Annotated in this window: 18 protein-coding genes and 2 pseudogenes; 7 read left to right on the top strand and 13 right to left on the bottom strand. The window is 69.5% G+C overall.

Features of this window, described 5'->3' with window-relative positions:
• Positions 1-411: pseudogene (locus AC3XYG_RS06620) on the bottom strand (hypothetical protein); the annotation flags it as partial.
• 166 nt (positions 412-577) lie between these two features.
• Positions 578-1,465, bottom strand: a complete 888-nt coding sequence (locus AC3XYG_RS06615) for a LysR family transcriptional regulator (RefSeq protein ID WP_489139018.1) — start codon at positions 1,463-1,465, stop codon at positions 578-580.
• A 139-nt stretch (positions 1,466-1,604) separates the two neighbouring features.
• On the opposite strand from AC3XYG_RS06615, the gene AC3XYG_RS06610 reads away from it, so the two are divergent.
• The 3 genes from AC3XYG_RS06610 to AC3XYG_RS06600 all read left to right on the top strand — a co-directional run bounded on the left by AC3XYG_RS06610 (position 1,605) and on the right by AC3XYG_RS06600 (position 2,859).
• Positions 1,605-1,793 carry a hypothetical protein gene (locus AC3XYG_RS06610; RefSeq protein ID WP_489139017.1) on the top strand — a complete coding sequence of 63 codons (189 nt, stop codon included), beginning with the start codon at positions 1,605-1,607 and terminating at the stop codon, positions 1,791-1,793.
• Complete coding sequence (locus AC3XYG_RS06605; RefSeq protein ID WP_489139016.1) at positions 1,790-2,158, top strand: carboxymuconolactone decarboxylase family protein; 369 nt, start codon at positions 1,790-1,792, stop codon at positions 2,156-2,158. The genes AC3XYG_RS06610 and AC3XYG_RS06605 overlap by 4 nt, the downstream gene beginning before the upstream one ends.
• A 74-nt stretch (positions 2,159-2,232) precedes the next feature.
• A complete protein-coding gene (locus AC3XYG_RS06600; protein ID WP_489139015.1) occupies positions 2,233-2,859 on the top strand; it encodes a pyridoxamine 5'-phosphate oxidase family protein in 627 nt (208 codons plus the stop codon).
• Positions 2,860-2,869: 10 nt separating this feature from the next.
• Here the strand turns inward: AC3XYG_RS06600 and AC3XYG_RS06595 are convergent, their stop codons facing one another.
• Genes AC3XYG_RS06595 through AC3XYG_RS06565 form a run of 7 tightly spaced genes read right to left on the bottom strand, consistent with a single transcriptional unit; the run spans position 2,870 to position 10,485 of the window.
• Positions 2,870-3,637: an SDR family oxidoreductase gene (locus AC3XYG_RS06595; RefSeq protein WP_489139014.1), complete on the bottom strand. Its 768-nt coding sequence runs from the start codon at positions 3,635-3,637 to the stop codon at positions 2,870-2,872.
• 20 nt (positions 3,638-3,657) lie between these two features.
• Positions 3,658-5,175 carry a sugar ABC transporter ATP-binding protein gene (locus tag AC3XYG_RS06590; RefSeq protein WP_489139013.1) on the bottom strand — a complete coding sequence of 506 codons (1,518 nt, stop codon included), beginning with the start codon at positions 5,173-5,175 and terminating at the stop codon, positions 3,658-3,660.
• Complete coding sequence (locus AC3XYG_RS06585) at positions 5,175-6,104, bottom strand: sugar ABC transporter substrate-binding protein (RefSeq protein WP_489139012.1); 930 nt, start codon at positions 6,102-6,104, stop codon at positions 5,175-5,177. The genes AC3XYG_RS06590 and AC3XYG_RS06585 overlap by 1 nt, the downstream gene beginning before the upstream one ends.
• A 49-nt stretch (positions 6,105-6,153) precedes the next feature.
• The gene (locus AC3XYG_RS06580) at positions 6,154-7,137 is read right to left on the bottom strand and encodes an ABC transporter permease (protein ID WP_489139011.1); all 984 of its coding nucleotides are present in this window, start codon (positions 7,135-7,137) and stop codon (positions 6,154-6,156) included.
• 38 nt (positions 7,138-7,175) lie between these two features.
• On the bottom strand, positions 7,176-8,657 hold the full coding sequence (locus AC3XYG_RS06575; protein WP_489139010.1) for an FGGY-family carbohydrate kinase: 1,482 nt from the start codon (positions 8,655-8,657) through the stop codon (positions 7,176-7,178).
• A gap of 2 nt (positions 8,658-8,659) precedes the next feature.
• Positions 8,660-9,610, bottom strand: a complete 951-nt coding sequence (locus tag AC3XYG_RS06570; RefSeq protein WP_489139009.1) for a transketolase family protein — start codon at positions 9,608-9,610, stop codon at positions 8,660-8,662.
• A complete protein-coding gene (locus AC3XYG_RS06565) occupies positions 9,607-10,485 on the bottom strand; it encodes a transketolase (RefSeq protein ID WP_489139008.1) in 879 nt (292 codons plus the stop codon). Before AC3XYG_RS06565 ends, AC3XYG_RS06570 begins: the two co-directional genes overlap by 4 nt.
• A gap of 274 nt (positions 10,486-10,759) precedes the next feature.
• Here AC3XYG_RS06565 and AC3XYG_RS06560 point away from each other — a divergent pair, with 274 nt between their 5' ends.
• Positions 10,760-11,734 (top strand): sugar-binding transcriptional regulator, encoded by a 975-nt coding sequence (locus AC3XYG_RS06560; RefSeq protein WP_489139007.1) that lies wholly within the window; start codon positions 10,760-10,762, stop codon positions 11,732-11,734.
• Positions 11,735-11,789: 55 nt separating this feature from the next.
• Complete coding sequence (locus tag AC3XYG_RS06555; protein ID WP_489139006.1) at positions 11,790-12,572, top strand: SDR family oxidoreductase; 783 nt, start codon at positions 11,790-11,792, stop codon at positions 12,570-12,572.
• A 17-nt stretch (positions 12,573-12,589) separates the two neighbouring features.
• Here AC3XYG_RS06555 and AC3XYG_RS06550 read toward each other — a convergent pair whose 3' ends face one another.
• The 3 genes from AC3XYG_RS06550 to AC3XYG_RS06540 form a co-directional block, all read right to left on the bottom strand.
• Positions 12,590-13,342 carry an SDR family NAD(P)-dependent oxidoreductase gene (locus AC3XYG_RS06550; RefSeq protein WP_489139005.1) on the bottom strand — a complete coding sequence of 251 codons (753 nt, stop codon included), beginning with the start codon at positions 13,340-13,342 and terminating at the stop codon, positions 12,590-12,592.
• A complete protein-coding gene (locus AC3XYG_RS06545) occupies positions 13,339-14,664 on the bottom strand; it encodes an MFS transporter (protein ID WP_489139004.1) in 1,326 nt (441 codons plus the stop codon). The genes AC3XYG_RS06550 and AC3XYG_RS06545 overlap by 4 nt, the downstream gene beginning before the upstream one ends.
• A 126-nt stretch (positions 14,665-14,790) precedes the next feature.
• Positions 14,791-16,191, bottom strand: coding sequence for an MmgE/PrpD family protein (locus AC3XYG_RS06540; protein WP_489139003.1), 1,401 nt, complete (start codon positions 16,189-16,191; stop codon positions 14,791-14,793).
• Between the two features lie 172 nt (positions 16,192-16,363).
• On the opposite strand from AC3XYG_RS06540, the gene AC3XYG_RS06535 reads away from it, so the two are divergent.
• Positions 16,364-17,146 carry an FCD domain-containing protein gene (locus AC3XYG_RS06535; protein ID WP_489139002.1) on the top strand — a complete coding sequence of 261 codons (783 nt, stop codon included), beginning with the start codon at positions 16,364-16,366 and terminating at the stop codon, positions 17,144-17,146.
• A gap of 5 nt (positions 17,147-17,151) precedes the next feature.
• The gene (locus AC3XYG_RS06530) at positions 17,152-18,168 is read left to right on the top strand and encodes an MmgE/PrpD family protein (protein ID WP_489139001.1); all 1,017 of its coding nucleotides are present in this window, start codon (positions 17,152-17,154) and stop codon (positions 18,166-18,168) included.
• On the opposite strand, the pseudogene AC3XYG_RS06525 reads toward AC3XYG_RS06530, so the two are convergent.
• Positions 18,116-18,316: pseudogene (locus AC3XYG_RS06525) on the bottom strand (hypothetical protein); the annotation flags it as partial. The gene AC3XYG_RS06530 and the pseudogene AC3XYG_RS06525 overlap by 53 nt on opposite strands.

The raw sequence follows: 18,316 nt of genomic DNA, 5'->3' as shown, positions 1-18,316 counted from the left end.
GCAGCGGGCGATGACACCGGCCAGGATGGCGCGCGGGTCGAACCAGAGGGGCGCGCCGGTGCCGGCCTCGGCCATGGCGCACAGGATCTGGGCAGTCGGGCGCCCCGCCCAGGGTACCGGGACCAGGCTGCCGGGCACCGGCATCGCCGTGCCGTCCGGGTCGCCATCGGCGGCGCCGAGCCCTTCCGCACCGTGGCCCAGGCCGCGGCAATCGAGGATCGGCGCGCAGGCCGAGAACTGCACCCCGCGCCGTGCCAGGCCGTGGAGGTGGGAGACCGGCAGGCGCTTGCCCAGCGCGTTGCCGTTGACGTCGACGATGAAGGCGTCGACCTCCTCGATCTCCGGATACGTCTTCAGGAAATGGTCGACCTCGCCGGTGAGGTCCGTGTCGATCAGCTGTCCGTCATGCATGGCGCCCCCAACGCGCGGATCAGGGAAACGCCCTGGCCCCGCATCCGCGCTGCTCTCGGGGCCGCCGGCGGGATGGCCGCGGGGCAGAGGGCCCCCGGCTGCCCGGTCCCGGGGGCGTCACCACGCACGCTATGCGAAAATCCGAACGGATTGGAGTCAGGAAAGATCAGAGCGCGGCCAGCCTTTCCCTCAGGCGACCCGTGGCAAAATCCAGGAACACCCGCATCTTCGAGGCAAGCGCGCCACGCCCGGCGTGAATCAGGTGAACCGGAAGCGGCGCGACCTCGAAGCCGGCCAGGATGATCTGCAGCGAACCGTCGCGCAGGGCGTCGGCGCATTGATAGTGGAGCACCCGGGTCACGCCGATGCCCTGGGCCGCGGCCCAGACAGCGGCCTCGGCCGCGGACACCGAGAGACGCGGCCGGATCGGGATGTCGATGCTCCGCTTCGCGTCCTCCAGCCGGAACGGCCAGGTCGAGGCGGGTGAGAGGAAGTCGAAATTGACGCTCGGCAGCGTGGCCAGATCCTCGGGCATCTTGGGCGTGCCGTGCCCAGCGATGAGTTTCGGACTGGCGCAGACCACCGTCCGCATCGAGCCGATGCGCGTGGCCACCATGCGGCTGTCGGGCAGCGAGCCGATCCGCGCGGCCATATCGACATGATCGTCGAGCAGGTGAAGGTTCCGGTCCGACAGCACCAGCCGGATGTTGATTTCGGGATAGGCGACCAGGAAATCGGAGACGACGGGGAGGATGTGCAGGCGGCCGAACAGGACCGGGGCCGTCAGCACCAGCTCGCCACGGGGCGCATGGAATTCGCCGGTGGCGATTCGCTCGGTCTCGTCGATCTCCTCGAGAATGCGCCTGGCTGAAGCCACATAGACAGCCCCTGCATCGGTCAGCGCCACCTTCCGGGTCGTCCGGACCAGAAGCCGGGTCCCGAGATGAGCCTCGAGGTCGTTCACCTTCCGGCTGACCGTCGCCAGCGGCACGCCCAATGCCCGGCTGGCGGCGGAGAAGCTTCCCGTCTCCACCACCCGCAGCAGGATCGCCATGGCTTCAAGCCGATCCATGATTATCCCATATGGTGAGAACTCAATTCCCAAAATTAACGAATTATCCCCAATATTGGAACGTCCTATTTCCTTGTCTGGACGAACCGCTTCCTGGTTCCGACATGCGAAGGAAAACCCGATGTCCCGCCTTGCCGTTCCTGGCCGCGACGACGTTCCCGAGGCCTCGAAGCCGATCCTTGATGCCGTGCACAAGCAGCTCGGTGTCGTCCCGAACCTGTTCCGCCTGATCGCCGGCAGCCCGCCCGTGCTGCAGGGCTGCAGGGCTTCACCGCCAACAGCGGCGCGCTGGCAAAGACGCTGGATGTGAAGACACGTGAGCGGATCGCGCTGGCCGTCGCGCAAGTAAACGGTTGTGACTATTGCCTGTCGGCGCACAGCTATCTCGCCCTGAACCTGGCGAAGATCAGCCCCGAGGAAATCGCCCTCAATCGCAAGGGTGAATCCGGCGACGCGAAGGCCGACGCCGCCGTGCGCTTTGCGGCCAAGGTGGTGCGCGAGCGTGGGCATGTCGCAACCGCCGATATCAAGGCGGTCCGCGACGCCGGCTTCGACGACAGCCAGATCGTGGAGATCATCGCCGTCACCGCCGAGAACATCTTCACCAACCTGCTCAACGAGGTCGCGGAGACCGAGATCGATTTCCCGGTCGTCCGGGCCGCCGACGCCGCCTGACGCAGCGAGGGGCTGGTGGTAGCCTCCGGCATGCTCGCCAGCCCGCGCCGGCTTCTGCAAGAAGGAGCCTGATCATGTCCTATGGATTTCTCGATGTCGCCGTGACCCCTAGCGTCCGTGCCGCGCAGGCGGCGATGGGCGCTGACGGGATGTGGCAGGACTTCAAGGGCCATCGCGAATTCGACAAATTCACGCCGAACGAAGTCGCATTCATCGGCCTGCGCGACAGCTTCTACATGGCGACCGTCTCGGAGACGGGCTGGCCTTATGTCCAGCACCGCGGCGGTGCACCGGGCTTCCTGAAGGTCGTGGATGAAAAGACGCTGGCCTTTGCCGATTATCGCGGCAATCGCCAGTACATCAGCGTCGGCAACCTCGCTGCCGACGATCGTGCCGCGTTGATCCTGATGGACTATGCCAGGCAGGCTCGCCTCAAGATCTACGTGCGGATCGAGGCCGTGCCGCTCGACGCCAATCCGGACCTCGCCGCACGCGTCGCCATGCCGGGCTACAAGGCCAAGCCCGAACGCATCCTGGTGCTGCACCTCGTGGCATTCGACTGGAACTGCCCGCAGCACATCACCCCCCGGTTTACCGAGGTGGAAATTGCCATGGCCGTGCAGCCGCTGCGCGATCGGCTGAGCGCGCTCGAGGCGGAGAACGCCGAGTTGCGGGCAAAGCTCGTTGCCAAGGAAGCGTGACTCGGCCCCGTCACCAGCAGACGAAGCCGCCATCCACGATCAGGTCAACGCCGGTGCAGAAGGACGACGCCGCGCTGGCCAGGAACACCGCCGGGCCGACCAGTTCGTCCACCGTCGCCATCCGGCCCATCGGCGTGTCGCGTTCGAAGATCCTGCGCTGCTCGGCCACCTCGGGCCGCAGGTTCATCGGCGTCAGGGTGTAGCCGGGGCTGATGGCGTTGACCCGCAGGCCGCGGTTGCTCCACTCCATCGCCAGGCTCTTGGTCAGGTGGATCACCCCGGCCTTCGACGTGTTGTAATGCGCCTGCAGCAGTCCGCGGTTGACGATCGAGCCCGACATCGAGGCGATATTGATGATCGAGCCGCGCTTGCGCGGCAGCATCGCCTGCGCCTCGGCCTGGGCCGAGAAGAAGACCCCAGTCAGATTGACGTCCAGCATGCGCTGCCACTGCGCTTCCGCCATCTCCTCCGCCGCCGTGGCGTTGGCGATGCCGGCGCAGTTGACCGCGACCTCCAGCGGCCCGAGCTGGGCCTCGGCCGCGCCGACCGCGGCGGACAGGTCGGCGGCCTTGGTCACGTCACCGGTCAGCGGCAGCGCGCGGCGGCCCAGCGCCCGGATCCGGCCGGCGGTGTCGGCCAGGCCGGCTTCCGCCGCCGCCAGGTCGAACAGGGCGACGTCGGCGCCAGCCTCGGCCAGGCCGATGGCGATACGCTGGCCGATGCCGCTGCCGGCGCCGGTGACGAAGGCGGTCTGGTCATCGAGCCGGAAGATCTGCACGGTCGGACGTCCCTCTTGGTTCAGCGAGTTGCGAGTTCCATCACGGCGACACGGCTGGCCTGGTCGCGGTCGAGGATGCCCTGGTTGCAGCCGCGGGCCAGCACCATGACCCGGTGCGACAGGCCCAGCACCTCGTCGAGGTCGGAGCTGACCACGACCACCGCCATGCCGGAGGCGGCAAGGCCGGCGATGACGTCGTAGATCGCGGCCCGGGCGCCGACATCGATGCCGCGGGTCGGTTCGTCCAGGATGAACACCTTGGGGTCGCGCGCGATCCATTTCGCGATCACGACCTTCTGCTGGTTGCCGCCGGACAGGTTGCCGGCGCGCTGCCCAGGGGCGCCCTTCACCCCCATCCGCGCGATCAGCCCGGCGGCGAAGCCACGCACCCGGGCGGGGCTGATCCAGCCACTTGGAGCGATGCGGTCGAAATTGGCATAGGCGATGTTGTCGGCAATGGAATGGTCCAACACCACGCCCTGCAGCTTGCGGTCTTCCGGCACCAGCATCACCCCGGCGCGGATCGCATCCGCCGGGCCGTGCAGCGCCACCGGCTTGCCATCCACCGTCACCCGGCCTGCGGTGATCGGGTCGGCGCCGACGACGCCGCGCACCAGCTCGGTCCGCCCGGCGCCGACGATGCCGGCGATGCCGAAGATCTCGCCCGCCCGCACGGTGAAGCTGATGTCGCGACAGGCACCGTCGGCCGCGGCGAGGCCGTCGACCTGCAGCCGCACCGCGTCGCCCGGCACCGTCACCGCTGGGAACATCCGGTCGACGCTGCGGCCGACCATCTGTTCGACCAGGGTCTTGACCGGCACCTGGGCCGTGTCGTGCGTGGCGACCAGCCGCCCGTCGCGCAGCACCGCGATGCGGTCGGCGATGCGGGCGATCTCGTCCAGCCGGTGGCTGATATAGACGAAGGAGACGCCGTCGCGGCGCAGCCGGTCGATCTGCTGGAACAGCCGCTCCGTCTCCTCCCCGCCCAAAGCGGCGGTCGGTTCGTCCAGGATCAGCAGGCGGGAGTTCAGGGTCAGCGCCTTGGCGATCTCGACCTGCTGTTGCGCCGCCACCCGCAGCCTGCGCACCGGCGTGGTCGGCGCGATATCGAGGCCCAGCCGGCGCAGCTGTTCGCCGGCGCGGCGGTTCATCTCCGCCCGGTCGATCCGGCCGCCGCCGGTCGGCAGCCGGCCGACGAACACGTTCTCGGCGATCGTCAGATCCGGCAGCAGCTTCATTTCCTGATGGATCAGGCCGATGCCGGAAGCGATCGCATCCCCCGGCGCCGCCGGGGCATAGGGCCGGCCCTGCCAGGTCATCGTCCCGGCGCTGGGCGGCACCAGGCCGGAGATGATCGAGGACAGGGTCGACTTGCCGGCGCCGTTCTCGCCCAGCAGGGCCAGCACCTCGCCCGGACGGATGTCGAGGTCGACCCCGTCCAGCACGGTGATGCCGCCATAGGCCTTGCCGATGCCGCGGATGGAGAGCCCTTCCGGGCCCTCCGCCGCGGCGGCGCGAACGGTCGCCGGTGCGGCCATTACGGGTGCTTCTCGATGAAGCCGGCGACGTTGTCCTTGGTCGTCAGCGTCGCCGCCTGCAGCTGTTCGGCCGGAACCTTCTTGCCGTCGGCGAGGTCGAGCGCCGATTGCAGCGCCAGCCGGCCCATCTGCTGGGTGGTCTGGGTCATGGTCGCGTCCAGCGTGCCGCCCTGCACCGCCTTCAGCCCGGCGACATCGCCGTCGAAGCCGAAGATCCAGGTCTTGTGGTCGAGATTGGCGACCTTGACCGCCTGGGCGGCGCCCAGCGCCAGGGCGTCGGCCCGGCCAAAGAACACCGTGATGCTGGGGTCGCGCTGCAGCATGTCCTGGGCGATGTTGAAGCCTTCATCTTGCATCCAGGCGGTGCTGGCCTGCTTGGCGCTGACCGTCAGGCCCGGGCATTTCGCCAGCGCCTCGGTGAAGCCCTTGTCGCGGTCCTGCTCCGGCGTCGTGCCGATCTGGCCCTGGATGACGGCGACATTGCCCTTGCCGCCGGTGACCTTGCAGACATAGTCGCCCAGGGTGCGGGCGGCCGCGACGCTGTCGGTGGCGATGAAGGTGTCGCCCGGCGCATCGGCCGGGTTGCGGTCAACGGCGACGACCGGGATGCCGGCCGCCTTGGCGGTCTTGACCGGGACGCTGGCGGCGGTTGCACCGGCCGGGATGTAGATCAGCGCGTCGATCTGCTGGGTGATCAGATCCTGGATCTGGCTGACCTGGGTGGCGGAATCGCCCTTGGCGTCGACGGTGACGACCTTGATCCCCTGTTCCTTGGCCGCGGCCTCGACCGACTGCTTGATCTGGTTGAAGAAATCGGCCTGCAGGTTGGCGACGGCCAGGCCGATCACCTTGTCCTTGGCCCAGGCGGGGGAGCCGAGTGCGGTGCCGGCCAGTAGCGCCAGCGCGGCAACGACGATACGGGTCTTCATGGGTGGATCCTCTCCTGTTGCGACGGTCTTGCCGTCTTTGTGTCCTGGGTCAGCGGTTGTTGCGCCGGCCGAGGGTGTCGAAGGTGACGGCGGCGGCGATCACCAGCCCGATCACCACCTGCTGCACGAAGGGCGAGACGCCGAGCAGGTTCAGCCCGTTGCGCAGCACGCCGATGATCAGGACGCCGACCACGGTGCCGCCGATGCTGCCGACGCCGCCGGACAGGCTGGCGCCGCCGATCACGACCGCGGCGATGGTGTCGAGTTCGTAGCCCAGCCCGGCGCTGGGCTGGGAGGAGTCGAGCCGCGCCGCCAGCGCCATGCCGGCCACGCCGGCCAGCGCCCCGGCCGCGGCGTAGACCGCGATCGTCACCTTGCGGACCTGGATGCCGGCCAACCGTGCCACTTCGCGGCTGCCGCCGATGGCGTAGAGGTTGCGGCCGCCCGGCCGGAAGGTCAGGTACAGCCAGCTGATGACAATCAGCACGACGAACAGGCCGACGGTCGCGGACAGGAAGCCGAAATTGCGGGTGATGGCGAGCGAGGTGAACCAGTCGGGATAGCCGACGATCTGGGTGCCGTCGGTCAGGATGTTGGCCAGGCCGCGCGCCACCGACATCATGGTCAGGGTGGCGATGAAGGCGGGCAGCCGCGCCAGGGTGATGAGCAGGCCGGAGGCCAGGCCGCACACCGCGCCGGCGCCGACGCCGAGCAGGATGGCCAGGGCCATCGGCAGCTCCATGTCGCGCGCCAGCCAGCCCATCACCATCATCGACAGCGCCAGCACCGATCCGACCGACAGGTCGATGCCGCCGATCACGATCACCGCCGTCATGCCGATGGCGAGGATGCCGAGCACGGTGATCTGGTCGAGCACGTTGAGCGCGTTGCGCACCGACAGGAAATGGTCCGAGGTGAAGGAGAAGATCACGCACAGCAGGACCAGGCCGATCAGCGGGCCCTGGGCGCCGCTGGTCAGGCTGAGCCGCGGCAGGAAGGTCCTGTGGGCCGGTCGGTCGATGCGCGCTTCCATTCCCAGTCTTTCCTTTGGTGTCACGAGGCGACGCGGTTTCACCGCTCCGCCGTCTCCGGCGGTGTGGCGCCAGACGCGCGCCGCACCGCCTGCCGCCAGCCGTTCCGGGCCTCTCGCCGCCGGTCGGCCGCCATCGTGGGGGCGAAGCCGTCCTGCACCCGTGGCAGTGCCTTCAGATCGTCCCAGGACCACAGCCCGGCCCCGAGCCCGGCGAGATGCGCCGCCCCCAGCGCCGACAATTCGGCGGTGTCCGACCGCAGCACCTCGCAGCCGGCCAGGTCGGCCAGCAGCTGCATCAGCACCGAGTTGCGGGTCGGGCCGCCATCGACATGCAGGGCGTGGACCCGGCCGACGCTGCGGTCGATCGCCTCGACCACATCGGCGATCTGGTGCGGGATCGATTCCAGCGCCGCCCGCGCCACCGCGGCCCGGCCGGTGCCGAGACTGAAGCCAGCCAAGAGGCCGACGGCGTTCACATCCCACCATGGCGCGCCGAGACCGTTGAAGCCCGGCACCAGGAACACGCCGTCGCTGGAGGCATTCGCCGCCAAATCGGCAAGGTGCTGGGTCGACAGTCCCAGCAGGTCCGCCACCCAGCGCAGGGTCGACCCGGCGGCGCGGATATTGCCCTCGGCCGCCAGGGCCGGGCCGTCGACCGACCAGGCGATGGTCAGGCACAGGCCGGGATCGAGCGCGTCGGCATTGTCAACCAGCCCCATGACCGAGGAGCCGGTGCCGGTCGTCGCCTTGATCCGGCCGGGCACGAAGGCGCCATGGGCGAACAGCGCGGCATGGGAATCGCCGAGCACTGCCGTGACCGGCACGCCGTCCGGCAGCGGGCCGAGGCCGCGCACCGCTGGGAACGGCCCGGTCGAGGACACCACGCGGGGCAGCGCCGCTTCCGGTACGCCGAACAGGGCGAGCAGATCGGGGTCCCAGGCGGCGCGGCGGACATCGAGCAATTGCGTCCGGGAGGCGTTGCCGGCCTCGGTCACCGCGTCGCCGCCGAAGCGGCTGAGCAGCCAGGCATCGATGGTGCCGAGGCAGATCTCGCCGGCCTTGGCCCTGACCCGGTCGGGGTCGAGCGTGTCGAGCAGCCACTTGGCCTTGGCCGCGGAGAACATCGGATCGAGCGGCAGGCCGCTGCGCTGGCGCACCAGCCGCTCCGTCTCGGGCGTCCGCAGCGCCTCGCACACCGGGCTAGTGCGCTGGTCCTGCCAGCTGATCAGCGGCGACAGGGCCTCGCCGGTCCGGCGGTCCCACATCAGGAGGGATTCGCGCTGGGTGCTGAAGCCGACCGCCGCGACCCGGTGCGCGTCCTGGCCGTCGAGACACGCGGCCACGGCGACCCGCACGCTGTCCCAGATCGCCGCCGGGTCCTGTTCGACCCAGCCCGGCCGCGGATGGCTTTCGCCCAGCGGCGCCATGCCCCGCGCCACCACCGCCCCCGCGGCATCGACCAGCAGCGCCTTGGTGGAGCTGGTGCCCTGGTCGATGGCGAGGATGAGCGGTGCCGGCATGGTCAGCCCACCAGCTGGCGCGCGGCGGCGGCGATGCCCTGCGCGTTCAATCCGAAATGGTCGAGCAGGAAGGCGGCATCGCCGGTCGGGGCGAAGCCGGTGACCCCGAGGATGCGCATCGGCACCGGATGGGCCTGCGACACCACCTCGGCCACCGCGCCACCGAGGCCGCCCTGCACCACCGCCTCCTCAACCGTCACGATCCGCCCGGTCTCGGCCGCGGCGCGGACCAGCGGCGCGGGGTCGAGCGGCTTGATGGTGGCGACGTTGAGCACGCGGGCCTCGATCCCCTCCCCCGCCAGCAGAACCGCCGCTTCGAGGGCACGCGACACCATGGTGCCGGTGGCGACCAGGGTAACGTCCGTCCCGGCCCGCAGTTCCTGGGTCGCGCCGCCGTCGAAATCGGTCCCCGCCGGAGTCACCTCCGGCACCGGGAAGCGGCCGACGCGCAGGAACACCGGCCGGCCGGCACCGGCAGCCCAGCGCACCGCGTCCCGCGTCTGGGTCGGGTCGGCCGGCACCATCACGGTGAGGTCGGAGATCGCGCGGGTCCAGGCGAGATCCTCGATCGAATGATGGGTCGGCCCCAGCTCGCCATAGGCCATGCCCGGGCTCATGCCGCACAGCACCACATGGTAGAAATTATACGCGGCATCGGCCTTGATCTGCTCCAGCGCCCGGCCGGTCAGGAATGGCGAGGCGGCGCAGACGAAGGGGATGAACCCGCCATTGGCCAGGCCGGCAGCGACCCCGACCATGGTCTGTTCGGCGATGCCGACATTGACCAGCCGGTCGGGGAATTCGGCGGCGAAGGCGATCAGGTTGCTGGAGCCGACGGAGTCGTTGCACACCACGACGATGCGCGGGTCGGTGCGGGCCAGGTCGATCAGCGTCTCGGCAAAGGCCTTGCGGCAATCGAAGGTGCCAGCCTGGGCGACTTTATCGGCGCTCATCGAGCCAGCTCCGCCAGGGCCAGTTCTGCCAAGGCTTGGTCCACCTGCGCCGGCGTCGGCACCTTGTGGTGCCACTCCACCCGATCCTCCATGAAGGACACGCCCTTCCCCTTGATGGTGCGCGCGATCACGCAGCGCGGCTTGCCCGCAGGCGCGGCGGTGAAGGCGGCCCACAGGGCGGCATGGTCGTGGCCGTCCAGCTCGACCACGTCCCAGCCGAAGGCGCGCCACTTGTCGGCCAGCGGCTCCAGCTGGTTGGTGTCCTCGGTGCGGGCGCCCTGCTGCAGCCGGTTGCGGTCGACGATGGCGGTCAGGTTGTCCAGCCTGCGGTGGCCGGCGGACATCGCCGCCTCCCAGTTGCTGCCCTCCTGCAGCTCGCCGTCGCCGAGCACGACGAAGGTGCGCCACGACGTCTTCGCCAGCTTCGCCGCGACGGCGCAGCCGACGCCGATCGGCAGGCCGTGACCGAGCGGGCCGGTGTTGGCCTCGACCCCCGGCACCTTGCGCCGGTTGGGATGGCCGTTCAGCACCGACAGCGGTGCCATGAAGCTGTCCAGCAGATCGGTCGGGATGAAGCCGCGCAGCGCCAACGCGCTGTACAGCGCCGCGGCGCAATGGCCCTTGCTGAGGATGAAGCGGTCGCGGTCGGCCCAGGCCGGTTTGGCCGGGTCGAGGTCGAGCACGCCGAAGAACAGGGTGGCCATGATGTCGCTGACCGACAGGTCGCCGCCGACATGCCCCAGTCCGGCCCGCCCGATGGTGCGGAGCACGGAGCGGCGGATGGCGGTCGCGGCCGCGGCCAGCAGGCTTGCCCGCTCGGCCCCATCCGCCGCGGCGATGCGCGCCGGGGACAGGCCCTCAGGGGCGGATGTCATCTGCACGTCGGACACTCATCCTCCGAACTGAATATTTATTCACTACAAGATTTAAATTCATGCTAATGACAGACAATTGGCGCGTCAAGCCGATTGCGCCGGTGTGGCGTTTCGCGGCTCGTCATCAAAAATATGTAGGATGGCTTTGGGATTTTCTTCTTCAGGCTTGCAGGCTTCCCTTGACCCGTTGGCGGCCTTATCTGAATATCAAAACTTCGTTGCATAAAATTGCAACCCGCCGACCCGGCAGCCATCGCACCGAGCCCGCCATCGCATGACCCGCATCAACGAGCTTCGCCTGATCACCCGCGTGGCGCAGATGTATTACGTCGATGGGCTGAAGCAGTCCGACATCTCGCAGCGGCTGCACATCTCGCAGGCCACGATCTCGCGCCTGCTGAAGCGGGCGCAGGCCGAATCCATCGTCCGGATCACCATCAACGCGCCGCGCGGCACCTATGTCGAACTGGAGACGGGCTTGCGCGATCGCTTCGGCCTGACCGAAGCCATCGTCGCCGAATGCGGCGAGGACCGCGAGGAATCCATCCTGGCCGGCATCGGCGATGCCGCCGCGCATTTCCTGGAGACCACGCTGGACGATGGCGACGTCATCGGCATCTCGTCCTGGAGCGCCTCGCTGCTGCGCATGGTCGACGGCATCAACCCGCTGAAGCGCGTGGCGGCGGAACGGGTGGTGCAGATGCTGGGCGGCATGGGCAACCCCGCGGTGCAGGGCCACGCCACCCACCTGACCACCCGCCTGGCCCAGCTGACCGGGTCGCAGCCGCAGCTGCTGCCGGCCCCCGGCGTCGCCGGCTCAGCCTCGGCCAAGCGGGCGCTGGTGGCCGACCCCTATGTCCGCGCCACGATGGACCAGTGGCGGCGCATCACCCTGGCCCTGGTCGGCATCGGCGCGGTCGAGCCGTCGAAGATGCTCGCCAACAGCGGCAACGTCTTCACCGGCGAGGAGCTGGAGGCGGTGGTGGCGGCCGGCGGTGTCGGCGACATCTGCCTGCGCTTCTTCGGCGGCTACGGCGCCCCGGTCCGCACAGCGCTGGACGAGCGGGTGATCGCGATGACGCTGGACGAGATCGGCACCATCCCGCGCATCGTCGGCGTCGCCGGCGGCGCCCGCAAGGTCGCGGCGATCCGCGGCGCCCTGCTGGGCCGGCACATCAACATCCTGATCACCGACCGGTTCACGGCGGAAAAGCTGCTGGCCCAGTCCGACGGCGATTTCGCCCGCTGATCCATCCCCCCCACTGAGTCTTCATCGACACCAAGAGAGTACCGGGAGAGACCCCATGCCCCGCTTCACCGACAAGACCGTCGTCATCACCGGCGCCAGCCGCGGCATCGGCGCCGCCATCGCCCGCCGCTTCGCCGCGGAGGGCGCCGCCGTGCTGCTGGTGGCGAACGAACCCCTGGTGGCCGAGGTCGCGGCCCAGATCGAGGCCGCGGGCGGCCGGGCCGCGTCCTTCGTCGCCGACGTCACCGACAAGGCCCAAGTCGTCGCCCTGTATGACGAGGCGGAGCGGCGCTTCGGCTCGGTCGACATCTCGGTCCAGAATGCCGGTGTCATCACCATCGCCCGGATCGAGGACATGACCGAGGCGGAGTGGGACAAGGTGCTGGCGGTCAACACCAAGGGCGTCTTCCTGTGCTGCCAGGAGGCGATCGCCCGGATCCGCAAGCACGGCAAGGGCGGCCGGCTGATCAACACCGCATCGGGCCAGGCACGCCAGGGCTTCGTCTTCACGCCGCACTACGCCGCCTCGAAATTCGGCGTGGTCGGCGTGACCCAGAGCCTGGCCAAGGAAGTCGCGAAGGAAGGCATCACCGTCAACGCCTTCTGCCCCGGCATCATCGACACCGACATGTGGGCCTACAACGACGCCGCCTGGGGCAAGCTGCTGGGCGACTACAAGCCGGGCGAGCTGATGGCCGAATGGGTCCAGGGCATCCCGATGGGCCGCGCCGGTAGCGGCGAGGACGTGGCCGGGCTGGTCGCCTTCCTGGCCAGCGACGACGCCGCCTACATCACCGGCCAGACCATCAATGTCGATGGCGGCCTGATCATGTCCTGAGCCTGACGGCGGCGCCCTCAGGAGAGGAAGGCGCCGCCATTGATGTGCAGGGTCTGGCCGGTGACGTAGCGGGCGGACGGGCCGGCGAGATAGCGCACCAGGCCCGCCACCTCCTCCGGCGTGCCGCGGCGGCCCAGCAGCGTCGTCTTGTGGGCATGGTGCGCCGGTTCGCCGCCGCGCAGATGGTCGCGCTTCGTGCCGATCAGCCCGGGCACGACGCAGTTCACGGTGATGCCGTCCGGCCCCAGATCGTGCGCCAGCCCATGGGTGAAGCCGACGATGCCGGCCTTCGCCGTGGTGACGTGGACCCGGTTGGCCGAGCCGCTATGCGCCGACATGCCGCCGAGGGTGATGATGCTGGCGCTGTCCGACGCCTTCAGATGCGGCACCGCCGCCTGGGTCATCAGGAAGGCGCCGTCCAGGATCACCGCCAGCACTTCGCGCCAGTCGGCGAAGCTCATCGCCTCGAATGCCGTCTCGTGCCGCACGGCGGCGTTGCTGACCAGGATGTCGAGCCGGCCGAAAGCGGCGACCGCCGCCGCCACCGTCCCCGCCGCCTGCTCCGGCACCGTCACGTCGGCCAGGTGCATGCGGGCGCGGCCGCCCATGGCCTCGATCTCCCGCACCACGCCGGCGGCGAGGTCGGCGGAGCTTTTGGCGTGGACCAGCACCGCGGCGCCGGCCGCGGCGAGGTCGAGCGCGATGGCGCGGCCGATGTTGCGGGCGGCGCCGGTGACGATGGCGACGCGGCCTTCGAGCTCTCTGGTCATGGCGAAGTCCTCAAGGCGGCGGAATGCGGCATGGCGGTGCCGGCAGGGGTTTTCGCAGGGCGTTCGACGGGATCTTCCACCGGCCGGTCGGGCCGGACGAAGAAGGCGAGGACGATGCCGAGGCCGAGCAGCGCGATCGAGACCAGGAAGGGCGGCCGATAGCTGCCGGTGGCGTCGAGGATGGCGCCGAAGGCGATCGGCGAGACCAGGGCGGCGACGCCCGCCGCGGTGCTGACGAAGCCGCTGGCGATGCCGGCATAGGCCGGCGCGATGTCCAGCGGCACGGCCCAGATCGGCGCCTCGGTCATTTCCAGGAAGAACAGGCCGAGGGCGAGGCAGACGGCGATCAGCACCTGGCTGTGGATGAACAGCACGCCGCTGAGGCAGACCAGCGAGCAGGTGAAGCCCAGCAGCATGGTGTTGCGCCGGGCGCGGTTGACGTCGCCGGTGCGCTGGTAGATCCGGTCGGTGACCAGACCGCCGGCGGTGTCGCCGACCATGCCGGCAATGAAGATCAGGCTGGAGAGGCCGGCCGAATCCTTCAGGTCGAAGCCGTATTCACCGACGAAGAAGCTGGGCAGCCAGCTGAGATACAGCCACAGCGTCCAGGCGTGGCAGAAGAAGGCCAGCGTCACCGGCATCACCCGCGGGATCAGTTTGCCCCAGGGCACCACGGCACGGCTGCCGATCGCGCGGTCATGCACCGGCAGTTCCGCCAGCTCCGCCGCCGTGACGCCGCGATGCGCCTTCGGGTCGTCGCGGAAATAGCACCACCACGCCACCACCCAGGCAAAGCTGACGGCGCCGAGCGTGACGAAGGCGCCGCGCCAGCCGAACAGCGGGATCATCGCCACCACCACCGGCGGCGTCGCCGCGGCGGCGAAGCGGGCGGAGGTGTGGGTGAAGCCCTGGGCGAAGCCGCGCCGGGCCTTCGGCATCCAGCGGCCGATCGCGCCGGTGGCGGTCGGGATCGTCCCGGCCTCGCCGATGCCGACCAACAGGCGTGAGGCGATCAGCGTCCACAGCCCGGTGGCGAAGCCGGCCGCGACGGTGCCCGCAGCCCAGAACAGGCCGCTGATCGACAGCATGCGCCGGGCGCCGATGCGGTCGCCGAGATAGCCGGAGGCAATCTGGAACAGGGCGTAGCAATAGCCGAAAGCCCCGAGCGCCAGGCCCAGCTCGGTGTTGGTCAGGTGCAGCTCGCCCTTGATCAGCGGCGCTGCGATCGAGAGGTTCACGCGGTCGACATACATGATGAAGTACATCAGGCACAGCAGGATGAAGACCCTGCCGGTGGCGCCCTTGAACACGCGCAGTATCATGGTTGTCCTCCCTAAGGGACGACCGGCCGTTCTTGGTTTTGATCTTGGCCGGAGATGTATCGGCAACGCCGGGCCGCCCATGGGGGCGGCCCGGTCCGGAGGGGATCGCCTGACGGCGACCCCGGATCAGGCGACCTGTGCCATCCGGGCGATGTCGCCGGCATCGGCGGCGGCTTCGAGATCCCAGCAGGCGCGCAGCAGCGTCGCCGCCCCGGCCTCGCCCTGCACCGGCGCCACCAGGTCGGTGAATTTCGCCTCCAGGTCGCGGTCGGTCATCGGCCGGGCGACGCTGCCGATGGCGTGGTCGACGCGCTTCTGCAGCACGCGGCCATCCTTCAGCGTCACGGTGACCGCAACCGCGTCCGGCGGCATCGCCGGGTCGATCTCGGCCGTCACCCGGTCGCGTAGCGCCACCACATCGGCGTCGCGCACCTTTTCGTCGCTGTATTGCGGCTCACCCCCGCGGCCGTCGATGATCGCCACGGCGGCGGAGTGGTAGACACTGAACTTGCCGTCCAGCCCGGTCTTCGGCGTCTTCTTGCCGGTCAGCTCCAGCACCAGCGGATGTACCTTCAGGGCGACAGCGTCGATATCCGCAGCCACCAGGCCATGCTCGTTGCGCAGCTGGATGCAGCCGTCGATGGTGGGATGGATGACGATGCCGCAGGCGAAGGGCTTGTAGCTGTTCAGCAGGATCTCGTTGCGCACGCCCAGCCCGCCGGTGATCTCCTCGTAGTTCCGGTGGGTGCTGGTGACGTTGGCCCAGCCGCGCTTGGCCTCGATCCCCTGCTCCGAGCTGGTGTAGCCGCGCTGCGCCAGCAAGGCCGCGGTCAGGCCGTTCTGCGCGGCGCGGCCGGGATGAAAGCTCTTGGTCATGGTGCCGAACATCTCGCGCAGGCCGACCGGCTGGGTCGCGGCCAGGCCGAGGGCCCAGACCATCTGCTGTTCGTCCAGCCCCAGCAGCTTGCCGGCGGCCGCCGCGGCGCCGAACACGCCCGTCGTGCCGGTGATGTGCCAGCCGACATGATAGTGGTCGGGATAGACCGCGTTGCCGATGCGGCATTCGACATCCACGCCCAGGATCAGGGCGTGCAGGAAGTCGCGGCCGCTGACCGGCCGGTATTCCGCCAGCGCCAGGATCGCCGAGGCGACCGGGCCGGCCGGGTGGATCACGGTCTTCAGATGGGTGTCGTCGAAATCGAAGACATGCGAGCTGATGCCGTTGATCAGCGCCGCGTGCAGCACGTCCATCCGCTCGTTGCGGCCGAGGATGCCGGCCTGGGCCGGGCCGCTGAACGGGGCCAGCGCCTCGATCGCGATCGACACCGCCTCATGCCGGGCGGAGCCGACGGCGCAGCCGAGCCAGTTCAGGAAGGTGCGCAGGCCTTCATGCCGCACATCAGCCGGCAGATCCTCGTACCGAGCGGCAACGAGGTGACGGGCCAGCAGGCGCGTCACCTGCGGCGGCAGGTCGATCGCCGCGGCATCGGGCGAGTGGCCGTGATCGACGGCGGTGGCGGTGCTCATTGCGGGTCTCTTTCTCGGGTCTCTCTCGGGGACGTCCATGCGGACGAGATCCGTCCCTGAGATCGTTCTTGGGGATCGTTCCGTCGCGGCGATCTGAATTACATATTGTCGACAATGTTGCAATCTACAATTCCCTTTCCCAAATTCGAGGGGCTGGATTAAGGTGCCCGCCATGACCTCGCCCCTCGCCCATCCGCTGGAGCTGCTGCGCTCCCTCACCCTGTCCGGCCTGGTGCAGGACGAGATCCTGCGCCGCATCAAGGCCGGGGAGATCGCCGCCGGCGCGCGGCTGAACGAGCTGGAGCTGTCGCAGCATCTCGGGGTCAGCCGGGCCCCGGTGCGCGAGGCACTGCGCGCGCTGGGCGAGGCCGGGCTGGTGCGGCTGGAAAAGAACCGCGGCGTCTTCCTGCGCGAGCTGACGGAGCAGGAGGTGACGGAGCTTTACGAGGTCCGCGCCACGCTGGACGAGATGGCCGGCCGGCTGCTGGCCCCGATCATCGGCGAGGCGCAGATCCTGGAACTGAAGCAGCTGCTGGCAGTGCTGGAAAGCGCCTCGATCCGCGACGGTGTGAACGGCTATTTCCCGCTCAACATTTCCTTCCACGACCGGCTGGTCGAGATGACCGGCAACGCCACGCTGCTGGAGCTGTATCGCCAAGTGGTGAACCGCATGCACCTGGTGCGGCGCCAGAGCTTCGCCACCGCCGGCAGCAGCGCCGCCTCCCATGCCGAGCACCGCCAGATCCTGGAGGCGCTGCAGACCGGCGATGCGGAGGCAGCCGGGGCCGCCATGCGCGCCCATGTCGACGGCGGCTATGCCCGCAACATCATCGCCCGGCGGCACGATGCGGCCGACCCGGAGCATGACCCGCAGATCCTGCCCGGCCCGGCGCCACGGCGCCGCACCGATGCCGGAAGCACCGCCCGGAAGGGCCAGACACCCCGAAAGGGTTAGACATCATGAATTCCGGTTTGCCGCCGGCCGGACAGGCCGTCGCGGAGCAGCTGGGCGCCTGGATCGCCGGCCTCGACGTGCGCACGCTGTCGGACGAAGCGGTCGACACCGCCCGCCGCCTTTTGCTGGATGTCGCCGGGCTGTGCGTCGCCGGCCGCCGCGAGGACTACATCGCCGCGATCCTGCACGCCGCCGACGGCACCGGCCGCTGCACTGCACTGGGCCACGGCCAGACGCTGACGGCCTATGATGCCGCGCTGGTCAACGGCACCGCCGCCCATGGCGAGGATTACGACGACACCTTCGAAGGCGGCCCGGTGCATTCCGGCGCGGTGATCGTGCCGGCGGTGCTGGCCGCCTGCGAGCGCGAGGGCCTCGGCGGCGACGCGCTGCTGAAGGGTATCGTCGCGGGGTCGGAACTGATGTGCCGGCTGGCGCTGGTGGCACCCAAGGCGATCCACGGCGCCGGCTTCCACCCGACCGCGGTGCTGGGCGCGCTGGCCGCGGCCGGTGCGGTGTCGGCCAGTCTCGGCCTGTCCGCCGCCCAGGCGACCTCGGCGCTGGGCATCGCCGGCAGCACGGCCGCCGGCATCATCGAATACCTGGCCGAGGGCACCTCGACCAAGCGCATGCATGCCGGCTGGGCGGCGCAATCCGGCCTGCGTGCCGCGCTGATGGCCCGCGGCGGCTTCGCCGGCCCGAGCACGGTGCTGGAAGGCCAGCACGGCTTCTACAAGGCGTTCGCGCCCTCCCGCTCACCCGATTTCGTGCCCCTGCTGGACGGGCTGGGCCGGGACTGGGTGATGCGCGACATCGCCTTCAAGCCCTATGCCTGCGGAACCATGACCCAGCCCTTCATCGACTGCGCCATCCGCCTGGCGCAGCAGGGCGTGACGGCCGACGAGATCGTCTCGATCACCTGCAATGTCGGCGAGGGCACGGTGCACCGGCTGTGGGAGACCCTGGCGGTCAAGCACCGGCCGCGACACCCTGCTGTGCCAGCCGGATGGCACAATCGATGAAGGGCTGGGTCATGGTCCCGCAGGCATAGGGCTTGAAGGCGATGTCGCGCATCACCCAATCCCGGCCCAGCCCGTCCAGCAGCGGCACGAAATCGGGTGAGCGTGAGGGGGCGAACGCCTTGTAGAAGCCGTGCTGGCCTTCCAGCAC

The sequence above is a fragment of the Inquilinus sp. genome (assembly GCF_057815775.1).
The sequence above is the reverse complement of the archived record's forward strand: the minus strand, read 5'-3'. Positions and strand labels throughout refer to the sequence as shown.